The sequence below is a fragment of the Pseudomonas sp. NIBRBAC000502773 genome (assembly GCF_006517195.1).
GTDB classification, from domain to species: Bacteria; Pseudomonadota; Gammaproteobacteria; order Pseudomonadales; family Pseudomonadaceae; genus Aquipseudomonas; species Aquipseudomonas marginalis.
This window is the reverse complement of sequence record NZ_CP041189.1, coordinates 6,626,474-6,643,829: the sequence shown is the minus strand read 5'-3', so window position 1 is coordinate 6,643,829 and position 17,356 is coordinate 6,626,474. Positions and strand designations below refer to the sequence as shown.

Genomic DNA, 17,356 nt, shown 5'->3' with positions numbered 1-17,356 from the left:
CGCGGTCGATGATTGGCCAAACCAGTCAGCCATGTTGAAGGCTTTGACCATTGCTGCCGTGGCGTTGCAGAGCGACTATTTCGACGATCTCGACCGTTCAAGGAAACAATAATGCAGATTGAGAACAAGGTTTTTCTGGTAAGCGGCGGCGCGTCCGGCCTCGGTGCAGCCACCGCAGATATGCTGGTCGCGGCCGGCGCCAGGGTCATGCTGGTGGATTTGAATGCCGACGCCGTGGCGGCCAAGGCCAGGCAGCTCGGCGACAACGCCCGCAGTGCAGTGGCGGATATCAGCCAGGAGGCCGCAGCCGAAGCCGCCGTGCAGGCAACGGTCGCGGCGTTTGGCGGTTTGCATGGTTTGGTGAACTGCGCGGGGGTGGTGCGCGGTGAAAAGATCCTCGGCAAGACTGGCCCCCACGGGCTGGCCAGCTTTGCCCAGGTGATCAACGTCAACCTGATCGGCAGCTTTAACCTGCTGCGCCTGGCGGCAGCCGCCATCGCCGAAACTGAAGCGAACGCCGACAGCGAGCGCGGGGTGATCATCAACACCGCTTCGGTGGCTGCGTTCGACGGGCAGATCGGCCAGGCCGCTTATGCGGCGTCCAAAGGCGCGATAGCCAGCCTGACCTTGCCCGCCGCACGGGAGCTGGCGCGCTTCGGCATTCGCGTGATGACCATCGCCCCGGGCATTTTCGAAACCCCGATGATGGCCGGCATGACCCCGGAAGTACGCGACTCCCTGGCCGCCGGCGTGCCGTTTCCGCCGCGCCTGGGCAAGCCTGCCGAATACGCCGCGCTGGTGCGGCACATCATTGAAAACAGCATGCTCAATGGCGAGGTGATCCGTCTCGACGGCGCCTTGCGCATGGCGGCCAAGTAAGGAGGATGAGCCATGAATGATCCCATCGTGATTGTCAGCGCCGTGCGCACCCCCATGGGCGGGTTCCAGGGCGACCTCAAGGGCCTCACCGCGCCGCAACTGGGCTCTGTGGCTATCCGTGCGGCGGTCGAGCGTGCCGGCATCGCCGCCGATGCCGTGGATGAGGTGTTGTTTGGGTGCGTGCTGCCCGCCGGCCTGGGCCAGGCGCCTGCGCGTCAAGCCGCCTTGGGCGCCGGGTTGGATAAGTCCACGCGTTGCACCACCCTCAACAAGATGTGCGGCTCGGGCATGGAAGCGGCGATCCTCGCCCATGATTCCCTGCTGGCCGGCAGCGTCGACGTGGTGATCGCCGGCGGCATGGAAAGCATGTCCAACGCGCCCTACCTGCTGGACCGCGCACGCAGCGGCTATCGCATGGGCCATGGCCGCGTCATCGATCACATGTTCCTTGACGGCCTGGAAGATGCGTATGAAAAGGGCCGCCTGATGGGCACCTTTGCCGAAGAGTGCGCGCAGCTCAACGGCTTCAGCCGTGAGGCGCAGGATGCGTTTGCCATCGCGTCGCTGACCCGTGCACAGGAGGCAATCACCCATGGCAGCTTTGCTGCCGAAATTGTCCCGGTACAGGTCACCGTCGGCAAAGAGCAGAAAACCATCCTGCATGACGAACAACCGCCCAAGGCCAAGCCGGAAAAAATCCCCGGCCTCAAACCGGCGTTCCGCGAAGGCGGCACGGTGACGGCGGCCAATTCCAGCTCGATTTCCGACGGCGCGGCAGCGTTGCTGCTGATGCGTGAGTCCGAGGCGCAAAAGCGTGGGCTCAAGCCGCTGGCGGTGATCCACGGGCATGCGGCGTTTGCCGATGAACCGGGGCTGTTTCCGGTGGCGCCGGTGGGCGCGATTCGCAAGCTGATGAGCAAGACCGGCTGGAGCCTCGACAACGTCGATCTGTTCGAAATCAACGAAGCCTTTGCCGTGGTCAGCCTGGTGACCATGAGCAAGCTGGAAATCCCCCACGCCAAGGTCAACGTCCACGGTGGTGCCTGTGCCCTGGGCCACCCGATTGGCGCGTCCGGCGCGCGGATCCTGGTCACTCTGCTCTCGGCCCTGCGCCAGAAAGGCCTCAAGCGGGGCGTAGCCGCCATTTGTATCGGCGGCGGTGAAGCCACGGCCATGGCCGTCGAATGCCTGTATTAAGGACTGAGCCCAATGCTGCCCAATGACGAACAACTGCAAATCAGCGACGCCGCCCGGCAATTTGCCCAGGAGCGGCTCAAACCGTTTGCCGCCGAGTGGGACCGTGAGCACCGCTTTCCCAAGGAAGCCATCGGCGAGATGGCCGAACTGGGCTTTTTCGGCATGCTGGTGCCCGAACAGTGGGGCGGGTGCGACACCGGTTACCTGGCTTACGCCATGGCCCTGGAGGAAATCGCTGCCGGTGACGGCGCCTGCTCCACCATCATGAGCGTGCACAACTCGGTGGGCTGCGTGCCGATCCTGAACTTCGGCAACGATCAGCAGAAAGAGCAATTCCTCAAGCCCCTGGCCATCGGCGCCATGCTCGGTGCTTTCGCCCTGACTGAGCCGCAAGCCGGTTCGGATGCCAGTGGCCTGAAAACCCGCGCACGCCGTGAAGGCGATCATTACGTGCTCAATGGCTGCAAACAGTTCATCACCTCCGGCCAGAATGCCGGGGTGGTGATTGTGTTCGCGGTGACCGACCCCGCAGCGGGCAAGCGTGGCATCAGCGCGTTTATCGTGCCCACCGATTCGCCGGGCTACAGCGTGGCGCGGGTCGAGGACAAGCTCGGCCAGCATGCCTCCGATACCTGTCAGATCCTGTTCGAGAATGTAAAGGTCCCGGTGGCCAACCGTCTTGGGGAGGAGGGCGAGGGTTACAGGATCGCCCTGGCCAACCTTGAAGGCGGTCGCGTCGGCATCGCCTCGCAATCGGTGGGCATGGCCCGCGCCGCTTTCGAGGCTGCACGCGACTACGCCCGCGAGCGTGAAAGCTTCGGCAAACCGATCATTGAACACCAGGCCGTGGCCTTTCGCCTGGCGGACATGGCCACGCAAATCGCCGTGGCACGGCAGATGGTGCACTACGCAGCCGCCCTGCGGGACAGCGGCAAGCCGGCGTTGGTCGAAGCTTCCATGGCCAAGCTGTTCGCCTCGGAAATGGCCGAAAAAGTCTGTTCGGCCGCCTTGCAAACCCTCGGCGGTTACGGTTACCTGAGCGACTTCCCCGTGGAGCGGATCTACCGCGATGTGCGGGTCTGCCAGATTTACGAAGGCACCAGCGATATTCAACGCATGGTCATCTCACGCAATCTCTAAGGAGCCGATACATGAGTTACGACACCATTTTGCTCGAAGTCCAGGGCCGCGTCGGGTTGATTACCCTCAACCGCCCGCAAGCCCTGAACGCCCTGAATGCGCAGTTGGTCAGTGAGTTGAACCAGGCCCTGGATGGCCTGGAAGCCAACCCGGAAATCGGCTGCATCGTGCTGACCGGCTCGAAAAAAGCCTTCGCCGCCGGCGCCGACATCAAGGAAATGGCCGAGCTGACCTACCCGCAGATCTACCTCGACGATCTGTTCAGCGACAGCGACCGCGTGGCCAACCGCCGCAAGCCGATCATCGCCGCGGTCAACGGCTTCGCCCTGGGCGGTGGCTGCGAGCTGGCGCTGATGTGCGACTTTATCCTGGCCGGTGACGGCGCCAAGTTCGGTCAGCCGGAAATCAACCTCGGCGTGCTGCCGGGCATGGGCGGCACCCAGCGCCTGACTCGAGCGGTGGGCAAGGCCAAGGCCATGGAAATGTGCCTGACCGGACGGTTTATCGATGCGGTGGAAGCCGAGCGCTGCGGGATCGTCGCGCGCATCGTGCCCGCCGATGAACTGCTCGACGAGGCGCTGAAAGTCGCCACGCTGATTGCCGGCAAATCGGTGCCGATCAGCATGATGGTCAAGGAAAGTGTGAACCGCGCGTTTGAAGTGAGCCTGTCGGAAGGCGTGCGCTTTGAGCGCCGGGTGTTCCATGCCGCGTTCGCCACGCAGGACCAGAAGGAAGGCATGGCGGCGTTTGTGGCCAAGCGCGCGCCTGAGTTCAAGGATAAGTAGTCGTTGCAGCTGTATAGCTTCAAGCTGCAAGCTGCAAGTAATCGCCAATGCGCTTTTACTTGAAGCTTGCAGCTTAAGACTTGCAGCTCCTACAGCTGGTAGTTTTTGAGTTCCCGGGCAATCACCATCCGCTGTATCTCGCTGGTCCCTTCGTAAATCTGCGTGATCCGCGCGTCCCGGTAGTAACGCTCCACCGGGTAATCCTCCAAATATCCATAGCCGCCATGAATCTGCATTGCGCTGGAGCAGACTTTCTCGGCCATTTCCGAGGCGAACAGCTTGGCCTGGGACGCTTCCGAGAGGCAGGGCTTGCCGGCGCTGCGCAGGCGCGCCGCGTGCAGGATCAGTAAACGGGCAGCGTTCAAGCGGGTTTGCATGTCCGCCAGCAGGTTGGCCACGCTTTGGTGTTCGATGATCGCCTTGTCGAATTGCACCCGGTCGCGGGCATAGGCCAGCGCTGCCTCGAAGGCCGCACGGGCGATGCCCAGGGCTTGGGCGGCAATGCCGATGCGGCCGCCTTCGAGGTTGGACAGGGCGATGGCCAGGCCTTTGCCGCGCTCGCCGAGCAGGTTGGCCTCGGGCACGCTGCAGTGGTTGAGGGTCACCGCGCAGGTGTCCGAGGCTCGAATACCCATCTTGTGTTCGGTACGGTCGACCACAAACCCTGGGGTATCGGTGGGTACCAGGAACGCGGAAATGCCTTTCTTGCCCAGGTCCGGGTCGGTCACGGCAAATACAATCGCCAGCTTGGCGCGCTTGCCGTTGCTGACGAATTGCTTGGCGCCATTGATGACCCACTGGCCATCGCGCAGTTCGGCGCGCGTACGCAGGTTGTGGGCCTCGGAGCCGGCCTGGGGTTCGGTCAGGCAGAAGCAGCCAATCGCCTGGCCACTGGCGAGGTCGGCCAGCCAGGTGTGTTTCTGGGCATCGGTGCCGTAGTTGAGGATTGGCCCGCAACCCACTGAATTATGGATACTCATCAGTGCGCCGGTGGCGCCATCGCCGGCCGAGATCTCTTCCACGGCCAGGGCATACGCCACGTAGTCGACATAGGTGCCGCCCCATTCTTCCGGCACTACCATGCCCAACAGGCCCAGTTCACCCATCTTCGCCACCAGGGCATCGTCGATCCAGCCGGCTTTTTCCCAGGCTTGGGCATGGGGGGCGATTTCGCCACGGGCGAAGTCGCGCGCCATGTCACGGATCATTACCTGTTCTTCAGTATATTCAATGTCTTGCATGGCTTATTTCGCAACCTGCTCGAAGTGATGGAAGAAGCTGTCGACATGGCTTTTGTCCAGTCCATGGAGCGTCGGCGGGTTCCAGCGAGGGTTCTTGTCCTTGTCGATGATCAGCGCGCGGACCCCTTCGATCAGGTCGCCGCGTTCGAACCATTGGCGGTCAAGGTGCAGCTCCAGGGCAAAGCACTGTTCCAACGGCAGGCGCCGGCCGCGTCGCAGCATTTCCAGGGTCACGGCCATGGCCAGGGGCGAGCGGGTTTGCATCAGGTGGACGGTGTTCAGTGCCCACTCATGGCTGTCGGCGACGGTGACTTCCTGGAGTTGCTCGACGATGCTCGGAATATCCGGCAGGCCGAAGAAGTGGTCGATAGCGGGGCGCAATGCGGCCAGCGGCGGGTCGGGCAGGCGCTGCACCGCCAGCTTGGCCAGCACGCCTTGCAGGTCTTTGAGGGGCGACTCATGCCATTGCAGGCTGTCGAGTTTCTCGTCGAGGCTGGCCAGCTTGGCGCTGTCCAGGTACCAGTTGGCCAACCCGCAATACAGGGCGTCTGCCGCGCGAACCTGCACGCCGGTCACGCCGAGGTAAATGCCCAGCTCGCCGGGAATGCGCGGCAGGAAGTAGCTGCCACCGACGTCCGGGAAGTAACCGATCGCCACCTCCGGCATCGCCAGGCGGCTGCGCTCGGTGACGACGCGCAAATCCGCACCCTGCACCAGGCCCATGCCGCCCCCCAGGACAAACCCGTCCATCAGGGCCAGTACGGGCTTGCGGTAATGGTGGATGGCCAGGTCCAGCGCGTACTCCTCGACGAAGAAGTCTTCGTGCAGGGTGTCGCCGCGTTTGAAACTGTCATACAGGGAGCGGATATCGCCGCCGGCACAAAATGCCTTTTCGCCCGCACCGCGCAGGACTACGGCATGCACCTGCGGGTCGTCTGACCAGGCTTGCAGCTGTTGCGACAGGCTGCGGACCATGTCCAGGGTGATGGCATTCAAGCCGGCGGGGCGATTGAGGGTGAGGTGACCGATATGGTTGCGTACTTCGGCCAGTACGTCGTCCTGACGCCTGTCGGCGCTGCTTGCTTCGCTTGAAACCTGAGCAGTCATCTGTAACTCCCTGCTTTTATTGTTCTTTATCAAGATGGTCGTGCGCAAACACTCCCGTGATCGTACCAGTGCAAATTTGCACAGTACAACCCGGAATCATGCAGGTCGTTTTTGCATTTATGCAGGGTGTCGGGCGCGGGTTCAGGTCACGCGGGTTGCCAGTACTTCACCGATGCTGCGGCGCCGCGCGTGGGTTTCTGCAGCGTGGATCAATTGTTCCAGCTCCGTCGGGGCCACGTCGTAGAATTGCTCCATGTCCGCCAGCGCCAGCTTCAAGTCGGCGGCCGTAATAGCGGGGTCTCGGGCGGCCCTGGGGTCAGGCAGGACAGACGTCGACGTCTCGACAGCTCCCTTGGGGTAGCGCGTTCGCGTCGCATTATTGTAGGCCAGTGCGCAGGCCAGCAAGGCGCCGGCACCGAGTAATACGGCCCCCAATTCGTGCCAGCCCAGGGCGGCGGAGGCAGGGTCGGCCAGGACCAGGCTCATGGCCAGTCCACCGGCGGGCGGGTGCAGGCACCGCAGCCAGCACATCAGCACCACGGCCATGCCGGCCGCCAGGCAGGCACCGCCCAGGGTGCGCCCCAGGACGCGGGCCACCAGCAATGCCACGACACCGGCGCACAGGTAGCTGCCGATGATCGACCAGGGTTGTGCCAGCGCACCGGACGAGACCGCAAACAACAACACTGCCGAAGCCCCCAGCGGGCCCAGCAGGTGCAGCGCCACCTCCATGCCAAAGACCTGGGCGCAGAGCCACACACTGAAGAATGTACCCAAGGCCATGCCAATCGCGGCACGGCTCCATTCGGTGGGGCGGGTGTTGATAGCAGCGGGAAACCAGCGAGAGCGCATTGAAAGGAAATCCATAAACGGCGGGCAAAAAAAAGGCTTGTCTGGTCGCCCGGAAAAGCCCTTTGAAAGTTCCTGCATTTGGGGGAGGAACCCGCGCAGTGTGCCGTGCCTGCCAGGGCACCGCCAATGCATATTAATGAGGGTTAAATACAAAAATAATGAGTTTATCAGGGCATGACGGGAGAATTGAGCTTGCCCAGCACACGAATATCGGTCTCTTCATTGAACAAATGTTTTTGCAGGTTTTCCTGCAACCCTGGCTCCCCGGCCAGTGGACCTTTGAGGGCCACCAGGGCATTGCGCAGCCACATCAGCCGATCCAGCGGCGCAATGGGCAGGTAGCCAATATGGATTTCATTACGGGTCAGTGAAGCTGGGGTATACGGTAAACGGTCATCCGGCACGGTTTGCCCTCTCACGAAGTAAGCCGCAGTGCTGGCTGCGGCTCCTGGCGTCCTTGTTGTTATCCATGGCCTGTGGCGGTAGACAGTTACCGCGCGTGGCCATCGAGTTTACAGTTGGGTTTCAGACGCGGGAAAGGGAAATGACACCAGCCATTACGCATAGCTGCGTAGGATCTTTCTGCGTCGCAACTCAAGGCTGAGGGGCTTTGGCCAGGTACAGCAGCACATAGGGGTTTCGGTCGAACTCACCGCTCAGGGTTGGACTAATTGCACGCAGGCGCGGGTCCTGCAAACCGTCGAAATCCGCCTGGCTCATCACCAGCCACGCCGGCCCTTGCAGCGGTGCCAGGTCAGAGGCTTGTTGGGTAAACAGCGGCACCTGGTCGCAGTCGAGGTTGACCATGTATTTGATCGCCTTGGCGTCTTTGCCCAGGCCGTGCAATACCACGGGGGCGCGCTGTTGCTTGACCTGCTCATGCACTTGCAGGGTAAAGGTGCGGGTGTCGTAGACGCTGCGCTCGAGCGGTTCGACCACGGCAATATAGGTTGCCCACACCGCAAGCACGGCGGCAAGCGCCGGACCCAGCGGCCGCAGGCGAGCCCTGAACAACGCCAGCAATGCCAAGGCTTGCAACACGCCGAGAACGGCGAACACCGGCCCCAGCTCGCTCAACTGCTGCGGATAGCGTGGCCGCGCGAATACCAGCCCGACGATCAGCAGGCCTGGCAGCAGCGTCCATAGACCCAGCATCAGCCCGCGTAGCCCTGCAAACAGCCGCCCCTCAGCGACCTGGAACGGGTACGCCGCAATGATCGCCGCCATCGGCAACATCGGCAGTACATAGCGAGCCTTCTTTGCCTGGGGAATCGACAGGCCCAGCATCACCAGCAAGCCTGCGGCGGCGCAGTACAGCACCAGTTGCAACGCCGGCGTCGGCACGCGTCGCCCACCGACCGCAACCGCCAGCAGCACCAGCAGCGCCACGGGATAGGCGAGGGCGTAGTTGCCCAGCGAGCTGGTGAAGTAATACAACGCACCACTGGAGCCTTCACTGCCGTCCATGCGCCCCAGGAACTGCATGCGGATCACATCCTGCATGAAGCCCTCGCCGCCACTGAGCTTGGCCATCAGCAACAGCAGGCCGACACAGGCCGCCAGCAGCGCCAGGGCCAGCAGGCCAAAGCTGAACAGTTGGCGCCATTGCCGGTTGATCAGGTAGTAGCTGCACAGCACGCCCGTGGGAATGACCAGCCCGATCGGCCCGCGAATCGCAAAGCCGAGGATCAGCAGCAGGTACAGCCAGTACAGGCGTCTGCCCGCACCGAAATGGTCATGGGCATAACCGAGGTAGAACACCGACAGGGCGACGGCGGCGAGCATCTGGTCGAGCGATACCGCACGTGTTTCACTGATGAAGGTACTGCTCAGCAACAACAGCGCGATGCTCAGCAGGCCCCAGCGCTGGGAGTAGGGCGCCGTCAGGCGATACACCAGGATGACGATCACTGCCGAGGCAATCGACGTGGGCAGCCAGGCCGTGAGGCTGGTGACCTGGCCCAGGGGCAGGGACAACAGCCAGGTCATCAGCGTCGAGGTGGCCAGGTAATCGGCATACGGCTGCCCGTACGTGGTGGGAAAAAACCCCGGCCCATGGCGCAGCATCTCCTGGGCAAACACCACGAAACGTGAGTCGAAACCGATAATCGCCTGGTGCCAGCTGCCGGCGATGAACAACAACAGCGCCAGCAATCCCAAGGCGAGGGATTGGCGACGGATCGTCGGGCTGAGCAGGGACGGTTGAGCTTTGTTCACGACTCAGGCTTCCACGACCTGCGGCACCCACTGTTGCTGGGGGATCGGCAACTGGCAGGAATCGCCACGACCGATCGGGTAATACTGGAAGCCTTTGCGCGCCAGGCGCTCGCCGTCATACAGGTTGCGGCCGTCGAAGATCACCGGGGTTTTCAGGCGCTGGTGGATCAGCTCGAAGTCGGGCGCCTTGAACTGCTGCCATTCGGTGCAGACGATCAGCGCATCGGCGCCGAGCAACGTGGATTCCGGCGTGCCCATCAGCATCAACCGCTCCTCGTCAGCGTAGATACGCTGGGTTTCCTGCATGGCTTCCGGGTCGAACGCCCGCACAGTGGCGCCGGCGGCCCACAACGCTTCCATCAGCACGCGGCTGGGTGCATCGCGCATGTCGTCGGTGTTGGGCTTGAACGCCAGGCCCCACAGGGCAAAGGTCTTGCCGCGCAGGTTGCCCTGGAAGAACGCATTGATACGCTCGAACAGCTTGCTCTTCTGGCGCTGGTTGATGGCTTCCACGGCTTCCAGCAGGTCGCTGGAGCAGTTGGCCTGCTTGGCGCTGTGGATCAAGGCACGCATGTCCTTGGGGAAGCACGAGCCGCCGTAGCCGCAGCCGGGGTAGATAAAGTGGTAGCCGATGCGCGAGTCGGCGCCGATGCCCAGGCGCACGGCTTCGATGTCGGCACCCAGGTGTTCGGCCAGTTCGGCGATCTGGTTGATGAAGCTGATCTTGGTCGCCAGCATGCAGTTGGCGGCGTATTTGGTCAGTTCGGCGCTGCGCAGGTCCATGAAGATGATGCGGTCATGGTTGCGGTTGAACGGCGCGTACAGGTCGCGCATCACGTCGCGCACTTCTTCGCGCTCGCAGCCGATGATGATGCGGTCCGGGCGGCGGCAGTCGGCAACGGCGGAGCCTTCCTTGAGGAATTCCGGGTTGGAGACGATATCGAACTCCAGGTGTCGGCCGGCCAGGTGCAGGGCTTTTTCGATATGGGCGCGCAGGGTGTCGCCGGTGCCCACCGGGACGGTGGACTTCTCCACCAGGATCACCGGGTCGATACGGTGGCGGGCCACCGCGTCGCCCACCGACAGCACGTACTTGAGGTCGGCCGAGCCGTCTTCATCCGACGGCGTACCCACCGCGATAAACAGCACTTCGCCGTGTTCGACGGCAAGCTTTTCGTCAAAGGTGAAGTGCAGTCGCCCGCTCTCCAGGTTTTCCTTGACCATGGCCGCCAGCCCCGGCTCGAAGATGCTCACATGGCCTTGCTGCAGGAGCTTGACCTTGTTCTGATCGACGTCCATGCAGATGACATCGTGACCGACTTCGGCTAATACGGTGGCCTGTACCAGACCGACGTAACCACTACCAAATACACTGATTTTCATGGGGCATTCCTGGCGCTTGCAGCGCTAGCACGGCGAGAGTTAATAACCAGCACACCAAGGATGACAAGCGCCACCCCCAGGGTTTTCGAGAGAGAAAAATGTTCGTTGAACACCGGCAGGCTGGCGGCCAGCAGGTACACCAGCGCATAGCTGATGCTCAGCAGCGAATAGGCGCGGCCCAGGGGCAGGTGCTTGAGGGCGCCGAGCCAGCAGAGCATCGACAGCGCGTAGGCCAGGATCGCCAGGCTCACTACGCCCAACGCGGCGAAGTCGATGGCATTGCTGTTGAACGCCGTCAGCCAATCGGTGGGCAAGGGCAGGCGCGTCATGCTCCAGCGCATGCCCAACTGGGCGGCGCTGACCAGGCCAACGCTGCCCAGGGCCAGGGCAACCCCATGCACGCGGCTCATACCTGGCGCCCCAGCAGCACCACACCGGCAATCACCAGCACCACACCCAGCCAATGCCGTGTGTCGATGGGCTCCTTGAACACACAGCGCGCCACCAGGGTGACCAGGACAAAATTGAGGCTGAGCATCGGGTAGGCGATGCCGACTTCCAGGCGCTGCAACACCAGCAACCACACCAGCAAACCAAAACCCAGGCACAGCAGGGCCGACCACAACCATGGCGAGCGCAGTTTCAGCGCCCAACCGTCGGGCTGGCCGCGCCAGCCTTCTACGGCGAATTTCTGCGAGACCTGGCCCATGCATGTCAGCAGGCAGGCCGCCAATAACAGGAGCAGTGTGATCATGGCGCAACCTGCGGGAACACCAGGATCACGATATTGCCTTGCTCGTAGCGCTTGCCGTCCTTGGGCAGCAAGTCCACTTCGGCGATTTCGTCGTCACCCTTGACGCGCATCACCACACCGACCGCGCCGTGTTTGCGCGCGTCGCTCATCCATTGCTGGACCTGTGTGGGGTCGACCTTGTGATGGGCCGCATCGTCGAAGGCCAAGCCATATTTCACTTCGCCGACGGTGTTATAGAGGGTCACGTCCGGGCGCTTGACGCGCCATGCGAGGGCGGAGGCTGCACCGAGGTCGTTGCTCAGCAACGCGCTGGTCTGGCTCAACTCCTGGAGGTGATCGATGATGAACTGGTCCGGGGTCTTGTTATAAACCACCGAATGGGGCAATGCGGCCGGGACCAGCGCCACCAGCAACCAGCTGCCGATCACCGGCGCTGCCCACAAGCGCAGCGGGCGCGAGGCCTGCAACAGGTTGGCAACGATCCAGCCGAACAGGAAGACAAACACCAGCACCAGGCTGAGGGTTTCACTGCCGTGCTCGTACACCGGTTTTTTCAGTTGGAACCAGGTCAGGGCCAGTAACGCCACAACGCCAATCACCAGGTTCAGCCAGCCGTTGATGCGCAATACACGACCACGGGCCTGGGCCAGTTTGTCGGCCAAGGTGTGGCCCATCAGCAACGCCAGCGGCAGCAGGCACGGCATGATGTAGGAAGGCAACTTGCCCTTGGCCAGGCTGAAAAACGCCAGCGGCATCAGCAGCCACAACAACAGGAAGGCGGTTTTCGCCGCGCGTTTTTCCTGCCACGCCTGTTTCAGGGTGGACGGCAACAGCGCCACCCACGGCAGGCAGAAGGCAATCAGCAGCGGCAGGTAATACCAGAACGGTTCGGCGTGCTGGGCATCGTCGCCGGCAAAGCGCTGGATATGCTCGTGCCAAAAGAAGAAGTTCCAGTAGTCCGGCTCCTGCAGGTGCACGGCCAGGGCCCACGGCAGGCTCACCGCAATGGCCACGACCACGGCGACCAGGCCGTAGCCGAGCAGTTCGCGAAAGCGCTTCTGCCAGATCGCGTAGGGCAGGGCGATCAACACCGGCAACAGCCACGCGAGGAAGCCCTTGGTCATAAAGCCCATGCCACAGGCAAAACCGAGCAGCGCCCAGGCCCCCAGGCGGCCGTTGCGGGTGGTGCTGTCGAAGCAGAACCACAGGGCGACGCCGGTCAGGTTGACCCAGAACGTGAACTGCGGATCGAGGTTGGCATAGCCCCCTAAAGCCGCCACGCTGACAAAACTCATGTACAGCACACTGCTGACCAGGCTTTTTTGCGGGTCATTCCACAAGCGGCGCGACACCAGGTACACCAGCAGGATGCTCAAGCCGGTGCTCAGCGCCGAGGCGAAGCGCACGCCAAACAGGTTTTGCCCGAAGATCGCCTGGCCCAGCGCGATCATCCAGTAACCGGCAGCCGGTTTTTCGAAGTAGCGGATCCCCATGAAGTGCGGCGAGGCCCACTTGCCGGTCAGCAGCATTTCCTGGCTGATCTGGGCATAGCGGGTTTCATCCGGAATCCACAGGCCGTGGGTGGTCAGCGGCAACAGGTAAAACACACCGAACGCCAGCAGGAGCAGGGGCAAGGCCCAACGCCGGATCATGCCTGCTGCACTCCGAGCCAACCCTCACGGCCGCTCAAGGCGCCGCGCACCAGGTGTTGCCGGGGCAGGGTGGTCAGGTCCGTAGGCAGCAAGTCGCCCAGGGGGTTGAAGTCGATGCCGCGCTGCCCTGCCTGGGCGAGCAACTGGCGAAAATCATTGGCCATCAGAATCCCTTCTACTTCTGCGTGGATCGTGTAGACGTTGAGCTTCGACTCGGCAAACCGGTCAAGAATGAAGCCGTTGAAGTCTTTGGCGGCCACCACCGGCCCGACGACTTCGTCGAAGGTCGGCAGGTCCACCGGAATTTGTGGCGTACCCGCGCTGCCATCGGCCAATGTCGGCCGAAACAGGCTGGTACCCCGGCAATCGCTGTTGTAGCGGAAGTTGAAACCTTGCTTGGCCTGCACCACACGCTCGTCGGCACGCCAACCGGCCGCCGCCGAACAGTCGATGCGCTCGCCGAGGATGTCGCTCAAGGTCTCCACGCCGCGTCGAATCTGCTCCACCAGCTGTGCATCGCTCCAACGCCCGGTGTTGGCCTGCCAGCCGTGGTGATCCCAGGCGTGCAGGCCGACTTCATGCCCCGCCGCCTTGGCCTGACGCATCAAGTGCCCCAGGTCGCGGCCGATCGGCTTGCCAGGCCAGGCGGTGCCGGCCAGCAGGATGTCCCAGCCGTACAGGCCGGCCGCGTTGGAACGCAGCATCTTCCACAGGAACTGCGGGCGAATCAGGCGCCACAAGTGGCGCCCCATGTTGTCCGGCCCGACACTGAAGAAGAACGTCGCCTTGACCCCGGCCTCATCCAGGGATTCGAGCAACCGTGGCACGCCTTCACGGGTGCCGCGGTAGGTGTCGACGTCGATGCGCAAGCCTGCCTTCATTACTTTTTGTCCGCGATTTCGAGCATGGCTTCACGCAGGAAGAAGTCCAGCGTGTTGCCGATGGTTTCGCTCATTTCCACGGTCGGCTCCCAGTTCAGCAGGCGCTTGGCGTTTTCGATGCTTGGCTTGCGGTGTGCCACGTCCTGGTAACCGGTGCCGTAGAACGCCTTGCTCTCGACGTCACGGAAACCGGCGAACGGCGGGAAGTTGCCGCGCAGCGGGTGCGCCTCGAACTGACGCAGCAGCTCTTCGCCCAACTGGCGGATGCTGGCTTCGTTTTCCGGGTTGCCGATGTTGATGATCTGGCCGTTGCAGGCATCGTTGTCGTTATCGATGATGCGCGCCAGGGCTTCGATACCGTCGGCGATGTCAGTGAAGCAACGCTTCTGCTCGCCACCGTCGAACAGGCGGATCGGCGTACCTTCCACCAGGTTCAGGATCAGCTGGGTGATCGCCCGGGAGCTGCCGATACGCGCCGAATCCAGGCGGTCCAGGCGCGGGCCCATCCAGTTGAACGGACGGAACAGGGTGAAGTTCAGGCCCTTGGCGCCGTAGGCCCAGATCACGCGGTCCAGCAGTTGCTTGGAGACCGAGTAGATCCAGCGCTGCTTGTTGACCGGGCCGACCACCAGGTTGGAGGTGTCTTCGTCGAAATACTGGTCCTGGCACATGCCATAGACTTCGGAGGTCGACGGGAAGATCACGCGCTTGTTGTACTTGACGCAGTAGCGCACCAGCTTGAGGTTTTCTTCGAAGTCCAGCTCGAACACGCGCAGCGGATTACGGGTGTATTCGATCGGTGTGGCGATGGCCACCAGCGGCAGAACCACGTCGCACTTCTTGATGTGGTACTCGATCCACTCGGTGTGGATGCTGATGTCGCCTTCGACGTAATGGAAGTTCGGGTGGCTGCGCAGGCGCTCGATGGCGTCGGAGCCGATGTCCAGGCCGTAGACTTCATAACGGTCGTCACGCAGCAGGCGCTCGGACAGGTGGTTACCGATAAAGCCGTTCACACCCAGAATCAGCACGCGGGTCCGGCGCGGCTTGCGGCCGGACTCGGCACCGCGCAGTACGGAGCCGTCGACCAGGCCCAGTTCGTTGGCCAGTGACGGGCCGGCCAGGTACAGGCCGTTGTCGTTGCGCTGGCCGAACTTGACCACCAGAGAGTCTTCGCCGCAGGCGATGCGCAGCGGGTTGACGCTGATCACACGGCCCGGCGCCAGGCCTTCATTGCCCTTGACCACTTCGGCTTGCCAGACGATGAGCTTGTGCTCGCCGACGGCGCAGAACGCGCCTGGGTACGGTTGAGTCACCGCGCGCACCAGGTTGAACAGTTCTTCAGCGGTTTTTTTCCACTCCAGCTTGCCGTCGGCAGCCGTACGGCGACCAAAGTAGGTGGCCTGGCTTTCGTCCTGGGCCGTCTCGCTCAGCTTGCCCGCAGCCAGTTGCGGCAGGGCGTCGCGCAGCAGGCTGGTGGCCGCATCACGCAGCTTGGCGTGCAGGGTCAGGCCGGTGTCGGTGCGCTCGATCACGACTTTTTGCTGGGCCAGGATCGCCCCGGCATCGGCGCGCTTGACCATGCGGTGCAGGGTCACGCCGGTTTCGGTTTCGCCGTTGACCAGCACCCAGTTGGCCGGGGCACGGCCACGGTATTTAGGCAGCAACGAGCCGTGCAGGTTGAACGCGCCTTTGCTGGCGGTGGCCAACAGCGGCTCGCTCAGCAGGTTGCGGTAGTAGAAAGAAAAAATGTAGTCCGGGTTCAGCTTGGCGATGCGCTCGATCCACAGCGGGTGGTTGGCGTCTTCCGGCGCGTGTACCGGGATGCCGTTGCGCGCGCAGAGTTGGGCGACGGAGCCGTAGAAATTGTTTTCCTTGGGGTCGTCGGCATGGGTGAACACGGCGGCAATGTCGTAGCCCGCAGTCAGCAGGGCTTCAATGCCCGCACAGCCAATATCGTGGTAAGCGAAGACAACGGCTTTTGAATTCATGACGAAACCTGATCGGAAGGAAAAGTAGTGGTGGAATGGGAAGACACCAGGCCGTCGACGACGACCACGGGTGCCGGTGCTGCCGGTTGGTTGCGCAGCACTTTTTCAATAAAGAAGCGGGGGCGGGCGCGCACGTCGCTGTACATGCGGCCCAGGTATTCACCCAGCAGGCCCATGCCGATGAACTGGCCGCCGGTGAACACGAACAGCACCGCGAACAGTACGAACAGACCGTCACCGGCCCAGTCAGCACCGAAGGCCAGGCGCATCACGATCAACGCAAAGGCGAAAAATACGCCCAGCGCGGCCAGGCTGAAGCCGACGATGGAGAGCAGGCGCAGCGGGGTGGTGGTCATGCAGGTCAGCAGGTCGAACATCAGGCTGATCAGGCGCATGGCGCTGTATTTGGATTCGCCGTGTTCACGCTCGGCGTGGTGCACCAGGATCTCGGTGGTGTGACGGGCAAAGCCGTTGGCCAGGATCGGGATGAAGGTGCTGCGCTCGCGGCAGGCGAGCATGGCGTCGACGATGGTGCGCCGGTAAGCGCGCAACATGCAGCCGTAGTCGCTCATGGCCACGCCGGTGGAGCGTTGCACGGCGAGGTTGATCAGGCGCGAAGGCCAGCGGCGAAAGGCTGAGTCCTGGCGATTGTTGCGCACCGTGGCGACCACGTCGTAGCCCAGGGCGGCCTGTTCAACCAGGCGCGGGATTTCTTCGGGGGGTTCTGCAGGTCGGCGTCGAGGGTAATCACCACGTCGCCCCGGCACTGCTCGAAACCGGCCATGATCGCCGCATGCTGCCCGTAGTTGCGATTGAGGATCACCGCCACCACGTTGCTGCCGTCTTGCGCGGCGGCGTCTTCGAGCAATTGGGCGGAGTTGTCGCGGCTACCGTCATCCACCAGGATGATTTCGTATTCGTAGGCCAGTTGCTTGCAGGCGGCAGTGGTACGACGCAGCAGTTCAGGCAGGCTTTCTTGTTCGTTGTAGACCGGGATAACGATCGACACGCAATGAATAGGGTAGGGTTTCAAAGATTCATGACCTCAGGGTTAGAGCAACTTGGAGCGTAAGACAACAGCAATCAATGGCCGAAAAGGCCGGCGCTTGGTTAAACCTTGCGTGGGTTTGTGATGTTCATCCGACCGTCCTGGTGGGCTAATGGGGGGCTTCCATGGGCATAAGGGAGTAAAGACCAAAATCTACAAAGGTAAAGCGGAATCAACGAGTTAGTTGGCACAACGCGGTTCGTTCTCAAGTCCTGACCCCAAGATTAAG

Annotated in this window: 15 protein-coding genes and 1 pseudogene; 4 read left to right on the top strand and 12 right to left on the bottom strand. The window is 62.6% G+C overall.

The features are described from left to right. Window positions 1-111 precede the first annotated feature (111 nt). Genes NIBR502773_RS30290 through NIBR502773_RS30275 form a run of 4 tightly spaced genes read left to right on the top strand, consistent with a single transcriptional unit; the run spans window position 112 to window position 4,001 of the window. Entirely contained in the window at window positions 112-879 is a 768-nt protein-coding gene (locus tag NIBR502773_RS30290) for an SDR family NAD(P)-dependent oxidoreductase (RefSeq protein WP_141157770.1), read from the top strand. Window positions 880-891: 12 nt separating this feature from the next. Further along, a complete protein-coding gene (locus NIBR502773_RS30285) occupies window positions 892-2,076 on the top strand; it encodes an acetyl-CoA C-acyltransferase (RefSeq protein WP_141157769.1) in 1,185 nt (394 codons plus the stop codon). A 12-nt stretch (window positions 2,077-2,088) separates the two neighbouring features. Continuing rightward, window positions 2,089-3,216, top strand: a complete 1,128-nt coding sequence (locus NIBR502773_RS30280; RefSeq protein ID WP_141157768.1) for an acyl-CoA dehydrogenase — start codon at window positions 2,089-2,091, stop codon at window positions 3,214-3,216. 11 nt (window positions 3,217-3,227) lie between these two features. After that, window positions 3,228-4,001 carry an enoyl-CoA hydratase gene (locus tag NIBR502773_RS30275; protein WP_115487314.1) on the top strand — a complete coding sequence of 258 codons (774 nt, stop codon included), beginning with the start codon at window positions 3,228-3,230 and terminating at the stop codon, window positions 3,999-4,001. A gap of 89 nt (window positions 4,002-4,090) precedes the next feature. Here NIBR502773_RS30275 and NIBR502773_RS30270 read toward each other — a convergent pair whose 3' ends face one another. From NIBR502773_RS30270 to arnC, 12 genes and pseudogenes are all read right to left on the bottom strand, one after another. Further along, window positions 4,091-5,242, bottom strand: coding sequence for an acyl-CoA dehydrogenase family protein (locus tag NIBR502773_RS30270; RefSeq protein WP_115487315.1), 1,152 nt, complete (start codon window positions 5,240-5,242; stop codon window positions 4,091-4,093). 3 nt (window positions 5,243-5,245) lie between these two features. Further along, entirely contained in the window at window positions 5,246-6,349 is a 1,104-nt protein-coding gene (locus NIBR502773_RS30265) for an enoyl-CoA hydratase/isomerase family protein (RefSeq protein WP_141157767.1), read from the bottom strand. A 141-nt stretch (window positions 6,350-6,490) separates the two neighbouring features. Then, window positions 6,491-7,201 carry an HPP family protein gene (locus tag NIBR502773_RS30260; RefSeq protein WP_141157766.1) on the bottom strand — a complete coding sequence of 237 codons (711 nt, stop codon included), beginning with the start codon at window positions 7,199-7,201 and terminating at the stop codon, window positions 6,491-6,493. Between the two features lie 167 nt (window positions 7,202-7,368). Then, window positions 7,369-7,620, bottom strand: coding sequence for a hypothetical protein (locus NIBR502773_RS31195; protein ID WP_306669991.1), 252 nt, complete (start codon window positions 7,618-7,620; stop codon window positions 7,369-7,371). 175 nt (window positions 7,621-7,795) lie between these two features. After that, window positions 7,796-9,418: a glycosyltransferase family 39 protein gene (locus NIBR502773_RS30250; protein ID WP_141157765.1), complete on the bottom strand. Its 1,623-nt coding sequence runs from the start codon at window positions 9,416-9,418 to the stop codon at window positions 7,796-7,798. A 3-nt stretch (window positions 9,419-9,421) separates the two neighbouring features. Then, window positions 9,422-10,801 carry a UDP-glucose/GDP-mannose dehydrogenase family protein gene (locus NIBR502773_RS30245; protein WP_115487319.1) on the bottom strand — a complete coding sequence of 460 codons (1,380 nt, stop codon included), beginning with the start codon at window positions 10,799-10,801 and terminating at the stop codon, window positions 9,422-9,424. Next, window positions 10,798-11,211 carry a 4-amino-4-deoxy-L-arabinose-phosphoundecaprenol flippase subunit ArnF gene (arnF, locus tag NIBR502773_RS30240; protein WP_141157764.1) on the bottom strand — a complete coding sequence of 138 codons (414 nt, stop codon included), beginning with the start codon at window positions 11,209-11,211 and terminating at the stop codon, window positions 10,798-10,800. Before arnF ends, NIBR502773_RS30245 begins: the two co-directional genes overlap by 4 nt. Next, window positions 11,208-11,555 (bottom strand): 4-amino-4-deoxy-L-arabinose-phosphoundecaprenol flippase subunit ArnE, encoded by a 348-nt coding sequence (arnE, locus tag NIBR502773_RS30235; protein WP_141157763.1) that lies wholly within the window; start codon window positions 11,553-11,555, stop codon window positions 11,208-11,210. Before arnE ends, arnF begins: the two co-directional genes overlap by 4 nt. Next, window positions 11,552-13,207: a lipid IV(A) 4-amino-4-deoxy-L-arabinosyltransferase gene (gene arnT / locus NIBR502773_RS30230; protein ID WP_141157762.1), complete on the bottom strand. Its 1,656-nt coding sequence runs from the start codon at window positions 13,205-13,207 to the stop codon at window positions 11,552-11,554. The genes arnE and arnT overlap by 4 nt, the downstream gene beginning before the upstream one ends. Next, window positions 13,204-14,088, bottom strand: a complete 885-nt coding sequence (gene arnD, locus NIBR502773_RS30225) for a 4-deoxy-4-formamido-L-arabinose-phosphoundecaprenol deformylase (RefSeq protein ID WP_115487322.1) — start codon at window positions 14,086-14,088, stop codon at window positions 13,204-13,206. The genes arnT and arnD overlap by 4 nt, the downstream gene beginning before the upstream one ends. Further along, the gene (gene arnA, locus NIBR502773_RS30220) at window positions 14,088-16,079 is read right to left on the bottom strand and encodes a bifunctional UDP-4-amino-4-deoxy-L-arabinose formyltransferase/UDP-glucuronic acid oxidase ArnA (RefSeq protein ID WP_141157761.1); all 1,992 of its coding nucleotides are present in this window, start codon (window positions 16,077-16,079) and stop codon (window positions 14,088-14,090) included. The genes arnD and arnA overlap by 1 nt, the downstream gene beginning before the upstream one ends. Then, a pseudogene (gene arnC, locus NIBR502773_RS30215) lies at window positions 16,076-17,112 on the bottom strand (undecaprenyl-phosphate 4-deoxy-4-formamido-L-arabinose transferase). Before arnC ends, arnA begins: the two are co-directional and overlap by 4 nt. Window positions 17,113-17,356 lie beyond the last annotated feature (244 nt).